Source organism: Desulfobotulus sp., from assembly GCF_034006065.1.
In the GTDB taxonomy this organism is placed as follows: Bacteria; Desulfobacterota; Desulfobacteria; order Desulfobacterales; family ASO4-4; genus Desulfobotulus.
Window position 1 is genome coordinate 1 of record NZ_JAVETM010000084.1, and the last position, 6,480, is coordinate 6,480.

Annotated in this window: 8 protein-coding genes; all 8 read left to right on the plus strand. The window is 57.3% G+C overall.

Annotation, left to right across the window (positions count from 1 at the left end):
* Positions 1 to 999: thiolase family protein (locus tag RBR60_RS15970; RefSeq protein WP_320358629.1), on the plus strand; the 999-nt coding region annotated here is incomplete at its 5' end.
* Positions 1,000 to 1,240: 241 nt separating this feature from the next.
* Entirely contained in the window at positions 1,241 to 1,924 is a 684-nt protein-coding gene (locus RBR60_RS15975) for a flagellar hook-basal body protein (protein ID WP_320358631.1), read from the plus strand.
* Between the two features lie 46 nt (positions 1,925 to 1,970).
* On the plus strand, positions 1,971 to 2,753 hold the full coding sequence (gene flgG, locus RBR60_RS15980) for a flagellar basal-body rod protein FlgG (RefSeq protein WP_320358633.1): 783 nt from the start codon (positions 1,971 to 1,973) through the stop codon (positions 2,751 to 2,753).
* 11 nt (positions 2,754 to 2,764) lie between these two features.
* Positions 2,765 to 3,709 (plus strand): flagellar basal body P-ring formation chaperone FlgA, encoded by a 945-nt coding sequence (flgA, locus tag RBR60_RS15985; protein WP_320358635.1) that lies wholly within the window; start codon positions 2,765 to 2,767, stop codon positions 3,707 to 3,709.
* Positions 3,710 to 3,729: 20 nt separating this feature from the next.
* Entirely contained in the window at positions 3,730 to 4,431 is a 702-nt protein-coding gene (locus RBR60_RS15990; protein WP_320358637.1) for a flagellar basal body L-ring protein FlgH, read from the plus strand.
* 31 nt (positions 4,432 to 4,462) lie between these two features.
* Entirely contained in the window at positions 4,463 to 5,572 is a 1,110-nt protein-coding gene (locus RBR60_RS15995; RefSeq protein ID WP_320358638.1) for a flagellar basal body P-ring protein FlgI, read from the plus strand.
* 78 nt (positions 5,573 to 5,650) lie between these two features.
* Entirely contained in the window at positions 5,651 to 5,983 is a 333-nt protein-coding gene (locus RBR60_RS16000; protein ID WP_320358641.1) for a rod-binding protein, read from the plus strand.
* A 130-nt stretch (positions 5,984 to 6,113) separates the two neighbouring features.
* Positions 6,114 to 6,480: flagellar export chaperone FlgN (flgN, locus tag RBR60_RS16005; protein WP_320358642.1), on the plus strand; the 367-nt coding region annotated here is incomplete at its 3' end.

The window sequence follows — 6,480 nt, forward strand, 5'->3', positions numbered from 1 at the left end:
CAGGGCATCAACATCGGTCGCATTGCCGCCCGTATGGCAGGCTTCCCCAACGAAGTTTCCGGTGCTACCGTAAACCGTTTCTGCTCTTCCGGTCTGGAAGCCATTGCCCTCGCTTCTCTGCGTGTTAAGGCGGGCTGGTCCGAAATGACCATGGGTGGCGGTATCGAGTCCATGACCTATGTTCCCATGGGTGGTTACTCTCCCCGTCCTCACCCTGAATTTGCCAAGACCAACCCCGAAGCCTACATCTCCATGGGTGTGACCGCAGAAAACGTGGCTGCATCCTATGGCATCACCCGTCAGGAAATGGACGAGTTTGCAGCTAAGACCCACGCCAAGGCGGCTGCTGCCCAGAAGGCTGGCTGGCTCAAAGAAATCGTTCCCACGCCTGCCACCTACTATGTTCCCCAGGCAGACGGAAGCTACAAGATTGAAACCAAGATGGTCACCGAAGATGATGGTGTACGCGAAGGCACCACTGCCGAAGGCATTGGCCGTCTCAGCTCTCCCTTCAAGTTCGGTGGTTCCGTGACCGCTGCCAACTCCTCCCAGACCACCGACGGTGCGGCCGCTACCCTGATCGCATCCAAGGAAGCCTGTGACCGCCTTGGCCTGAAGCCCATCGCCAAGATGATCGCTTATGCTGTGGCTGGCTGCAAGTCCGAAGAAATGGGTGTTGGCCCCATCTACGCCATTCCCAAGGCCCTTGCTCAGGTTGGTCTGAAGCTTGAAGATATTGACATCTTCGAAATCAACGAAGCCTTTGCTTCCCAGGCCATCTACTGCTGCAAGCACCTTGGCCTCTGGGGCACCCCCATGATGGATAAGGTTAACGTAGGTGGTGGTGCCATCGCTCTGGGTCATCCCCTTGGATGCACCGGTGCCAAGCTGACCGCTACCATGATCTCCCACCTGCAGCGGACCGGCGGTAAGTACGGTATCGTTTCCATGTGCATCGGTGGCGGTATGGGTGCTGCGGGCATCTTTGAAATGGTATAAAGCCTGCTGTGGGATGTGTGAACGTCCCATGACATGAGTTGTTCGGGGGCATCTCCTTTGTGGGGATGCCCCTCGTTTTTTACCCGGCATATTTTTCCTGTCTCCGTCAAATCTTCTGAAAAAAGCCTGTCAAAGAACCGGCATGCATGTATGCCATGGGCCGTATTTCCTGTAAAAAAGCAGGATATGGCTCATGGCATTTTTTTTGCTTTAATTCGGGCAGACCGTAAGGAGGCAGACCATGATTCTTCAGATGACCCGTCCGGTGCAGGGCGGACTTCGCCAGGAAAGACATTTTGAGAATACGGCCAACCACCTTGCCAATGTGGATACGCCGGGCTTTAAGAAAGATATTGTTTCCTTTGACCGGACTTTCCGGGCCCAGCTTCATACGGATCTGACCCAGGGTCCTTTGCGTGTCACGGGCAATACGCTGGATTTTGCCTTGGAGGATGAGGGTTTTTTCGTCATCCAGACCCCCCGTGGGCTTCGGTATACCCGTAATGGAAATTTTACGGTGAACGCCCAAGGATTTCTTGTGACCACCCAGGGGGAGGCGGTACTGGCGGGAGGTGTGCCCCTCGGGGTGGGGAACGGTCGGCTTTATGCGGATCCCCAGGGCAATATTTTTGTGGATGAGGAACTGGTGGGAGCGCTGGATGTGGTGACCTTTGAGGATCTGGAAGGCCTGGAAAAGGAGGGCCGCACCCAGTTCCGATACAAGGGCGATGCGGCAGACGCCCAGGCTCCTGCGAATATCCGCCTGCAGCAGGGGGCTCTGGAGATGTCCAACATTGAGGTGGTGGAAGAGATGAGCCACATGATTGCCATTTCCCGCATGTATGAAATCCAGCAGAAACTCATGATGACCCTGGATGAGGTGGATACCAAGGCCATCACGGAGCTGGGCCGCTCTCCGGCCTGATGGGTCTTTTGGGGAAAGTATTTTTTGATCAGGAAGGGAGGACCCCATGATACGAGGTCTCTGGACGGCCGCCTCCGGCATGGTGGCCCAGCAGATGCAGACGGATGTGGTGGCCAATAACCTGGCCAACACCAACACCACAGGCTTTAAGAAAAGTCGGGCAAACTTTCAGGACGTCATGTACCAGACCATGCTGGTTGCAGGAGCCATTACCCCAGGCGGTGGCCAGATTCCTTCGGGAATTCAGGTGGGTATGGGGGTTCGCCCTGCCAGTGTGCAGAAGATTTTCACAGAAGGGGATTTTGTGCAGACAGGCAACGACCTGGACTTTGCCATTGAAGGGCGGGGTTTTTTTCAGGTTCTGCACAATGGGGAACCCCTTTACACCAAAGCGGGCAATTTTACCAAAGATTCTGAGGGCTTTATCACAACGCCTGCGGGTGACCGGCTGCAGCCGGAAATTGCCCTTCCTCCGGAAACCATCCTTGTGACCCTGCAATCCAATGGCCTTCTGACAGCCCATGGTCCAGGAGAGGAAATTCTTCTGACCGAGCAGATCACCCTGCATAATTTTGTGAATCCTTCTGGGCTTTTTGCCATGGGGCAGAACCTGTTCCGTCCAACGGAAGGATCCGGAGATCCCATTGAGGGGATCCCCGGTGAAGATGGTCTGGGTACGGTTTCCAACCATTATCTTGAAATGTCCAACGTGAGTGTGGTGGAAGAAATGGTGGCCATGATTGTGGGGCAGAGGGCCTATGAAGCCAACTCCAAGAGCGTGCAGACGGCGGACACCATGCTGGGGCTTGCCAATGGTCTGAAGCGCTAAGGAATGGAACCATGACGGACGTGAGGCGTAGGACAGGAATCCTTGGAATGGTATGGCTGGCAAGTCTGCTGGCTGCAGAGGTTCTGGCTTCTGCTCCTGTGCGCGTGGTTCTGCCCGAGTCTGTTACCGTATCCGGCGATGAAATTCTTCTCGGGGATGTGGCGCGCATTGAAGGTGGAGCGGATCTGGGACGCCTTGTGCTGGGGCAGAGTCCCAGACCGGGGGGCAGCCTTGCCCTGCCAGGCAGTCGTATCCGCATCCGGATTCTGCAGGAAGCGCCGAATGCCCTGTGCGAGATTCCCGGCGTGTTGCGTGTGGAGCGGCCCGGTCAGCAGATTGCCCTGCAGCGGGTGCAGGCGCTTTTGGAAAAAACCCTTTCCGAGCAACATCCGGGGCTTGAGGTGCGGGTGCAGGAAGTCCGCATCATGGGACAGGATACCTTTGCCCAGGGCCGATTAACCCTGGGCCCCCTGGCCCTTTCCGGTCCGGGTCGTCGGGTTCGGGGGCAGACGGATGTCCGGGTGGATGGCAGGGAGGCGGGCTTGCTGCGTTTTGTGGCCCAGGTGGATCGCCTGGGGCCTGTTGTGGTGCCGGTTCGGGATCTGGACCGGGGGGCTTTGCTCCGGCCGGAGGATCTGCGTGTGGAAAAACGGGATCTTACGGGGATGCGGGAAAATGTGCTGCGGGATCCCGCAGCGGCAGTGGGGCTTGCAACGCGGGTGCGGATTTCTGCGGGGGATGTCCTGCGCAGTGACCGACTGACCTCGCCGCCTTTGGTGAAGCGGGGGGATCGGGTGCGCATGGTGGTGGAGAATGAGAATTTGAGAATCCACACCCTGGGAGAAGCCCGCAGGGATGGAGGACAGGGAGACCGTATCCCTGTGGAGAATCTGCGCACGGGCAAGGTGGTGCAGGCCGAAGTGACAGCCGTTGGCGTGGTGAGGCTGGGATTCTGAAGTACTTGGGGAGGTGACCTATGGAAAGGCAGAGAATGGGAAAAACAGGCTTGGGGATGCTGGGTATACTCATGCTGACGGGGTGCGGTCTGCATCAGGCCCCTTTGCAGACCGGCCTTGCCCCTTCCGTGGGGATGGATGCACCTCCGGCTTTTTTCGGGGCCATTCCTCCGGCCGAAGGCTCATTATGGAGTGATTCCGGTGAAATGCTTTTTACGGATCAGCGGGCGCGACGTGTGGGGGACACGGTGATTGTGGATATTGTGGAGAATGCCACCTCTCAGGTTGCGGCCAATACCAAACTGAAGCGGGACAGCACAACCAAGGCCGGTATCCCCAATGCTTTCGGCCTGATGGCCAACTTAGGCAACAATGTGGATGCGGCCAATCTTTTCCAGGCGAACACGAAAACGGAATTTGACGGTTCAGGCAAAAGCGATCGTTCCGGCCGGATCACGGCTTCCATCGGAGCCCGCGTGGTGCAGGTTCTGCCCAACGGCAATGTGATGATCCATGGAAGCCGGGAATTGCGGGTCAATCATGAGACACAGTTCATCACGGTTTCCGGAGTGATCCGGCCCAAGGATATCGGTTCGGATAACCGGGTGCAGTCCACGGTGCTGGCCGATGCCCGCATTGAATATTCGGGCAGGGGCGTGATTGATGAAAAACAGCGACCCGGTTGGATGACCCGGGTGATTGATAAGGTCTGGCCCTTTTAGCGCTATGGGAAAAATGGGTTTGGAGGATACCATGGAAAATACCCTGAACAGGAAAAAAGGATGGTTGCTCTTTTGTGTATTTTTCGGGCTTCTGCTCGGTGTTGCCCATGGATCCAGGCTTAAGGACATGGCGGCCTTTCAGGGAATCCGTTCGAACCAGCTGGTGGGCTACGGCATTGTGGTGGGGCTTGACGGTACAGGGGATAAGAGCAGCCCCATGATCACCCAGGCTCTGGCCAGCATGATGGACCGCATGGGCGTGAGCATTGACCGTAACCAGATCAATGTGAAAAACGTGGCTGCCGTGATGGTGACGGCGAACCTGCCGCCCTTTTCCCGTTTGGGAAGCCGCTTAGATGTGACCATTTCTTCCATGGGAGACGCCAAAAGCCTTGGGGGGGGTACGCTTCTGCTGACCCCTCTGAAGGGCGTGGACGGCAATGTCTATGCCCTGGCCCAGGGGGCTCTGGCCCTGGGAGGGCATGGAGTGGTGGGCGGTGGGGCGGCCCAGACCAAAAATCACCTTCAGGTGGCCCGCATTGCGGGAGGGGCTACGGTGGAGAGGGAAATTCCCATGACCCTGAATGGCCGGGACAGACTTTTTCTTTCCCTTTTTCATCCGGATTTTACCACCGCCATCCGGGTGACGGAAGTGATCAACCAGGCTCTGGGGCAGCCTCTGGCCAGGGCCGTGGATTCGGGGTCTGTGCGCATTGATGTGCCCGAACATCTCAGGGACTCCATTCCCATGTTCATTGCAGGCATTGAGGCCCTGGAAGTGAGGCCGGACATGCCCGCCCGTATTGTCGTGAACGAGAAAACAGGCACGGTGGTGATCGGGGAGAATGTGAAGATTTCAACGGTGGCTGTGGCCCATGGCAATCTGAGCATTTCTGTCCGTGAGATGGCCCGGGTGAGTCAGCCCGCGCCCTTGGGCGCAGGAGAAACCGTGGTCACGCCGGAAACGGAAATCGGTGTGGATGAGGAAAGGGCCAATGTCATGCTCCTTGAGGGCGGAGCCACCATTGGGGAGCTGGTCCGGGCCCTGAACGCCATTGGCGTGACGCCCAGGGATATGATCAGTATTTTTCAGACCATCAAGGCTGCGGGTGCCCTGCAGGCGGATCTGGAGATCCTGTAGGGCTTTGGATGGAAACAGGCAGGCCAGGGGCCTTTGCTAAAACAAAGGCTGTGTCAAGGTTCTGAAAAAGGAGGGGGCATGCGTATGGATCCGGGAATGGCGATGACTTTGGGTGCGGGAAGCCGGGTGGCCGGAGATGTGAAGACAGGTGTGCGGGAAAAGGAAGATGCCCGGCTGAAGGAAGCCTGCGCGGGGTTTGAAGCCATTATGCTGCACACCATGCTGAAGGCCATGCGGCAAACTTTGCCGGAAGGCGGCATTTTTGACCGCAGCCAGGCGGAGGAGATCTGGGAATCCCGCATGGATCAGGAAATAGCAGATCGCATTTCAAAGGGAGCGGGAAGTCCGGGACTGCGGGATTTTCTTTATCGCCAGCTTTCCAGGCCTTCGGGGCAGCCTTCGGATTTCTGAGTGTAGAGGTCCGGATTTTGAGGAGGCCTTGGCATATATTGTGCAAAAAAACCTGTGCAGGGATTCGGTGAGACCGAAGTTCCTGCACAGGTTTTTTGGTTTAAAAATGAAGAGATCCGGAGGCCCTGCCATGACACTGATAGCGGAACTTGTGGCGCTGTATGCTGAAAAAAATACCTGCTTTGAACGTCTGCTCATCATCCTGGAAAAGGAAGGAGAGGTTCTGAAGACAGGGAATGTTGCGCCTCTCTGGTCCATGGCAGAAGAAAAACAGGCCGTGGCGGGCGGGATTATGGCCATCCGGGAGCGGATTGTCCGGGCCATGGAGCAGGCAGGGCGTTCCCTGGACATGCCCACCGGAACTTTCAGGACGGACCTGCTGATCCAGCGCCTTTCCCATGCAGAGGCAGCGGACCTTGAGCCCTATGTGCTGCGGACGGCGGCTCTGAAACAGCAGGTCCGGGCTGCGGCGGACGCCAATCTGGGTTATCTCAGGC

What these genes read in the sequence shown, in the direction of transcription:
- RBR60_RS15975 (WP_320358631.1), top strand. Translation starts at nt 1,241, where the DNA reads ATGATTCTTCAGATGACCCGTCCGGTGCAGGGCGGACTTCGCCAGGAA.
- flgG (WP_320358633.1), top strand. Translation starts at nt 1,971, where the DNA reads ATGATACGAGGTCTCTGGACGGCCGCCTCCGGCATGGTGGCCCAGCAG.
- flgA (WP_320358635.1), top strand. Translation starts at nt 2,765, where the DNA reads ATGACGGACGTGAGGCGTAGGACAGGAATCCTTGGAATGGTATGGCTG.
- RBR60_RS15990 (WP_320358637.1), top strand. Translation starts at nt 3,730, where the DNA reads ATGGAAAGGCAGAGAATGGGAAAAACAGGCTTGGGGATGCTGGGTATA.
- RBR60_RS15995 (WP_320358638.1), top strand. Translation starts at nt 4,463, where the DNA reads ATGGAAAATACCCTGAACAGGAAAAAAGGATGGTTGCTCTTTTGTGTA.
- RBR60_RS16000 (WP_320358641.1), top strand. Translation starts at nt 5,651, where the DNA reads ATGCGTATGGATCCGGGAATGGCGATGACTTTGGGTGCGGGAAGCCGG.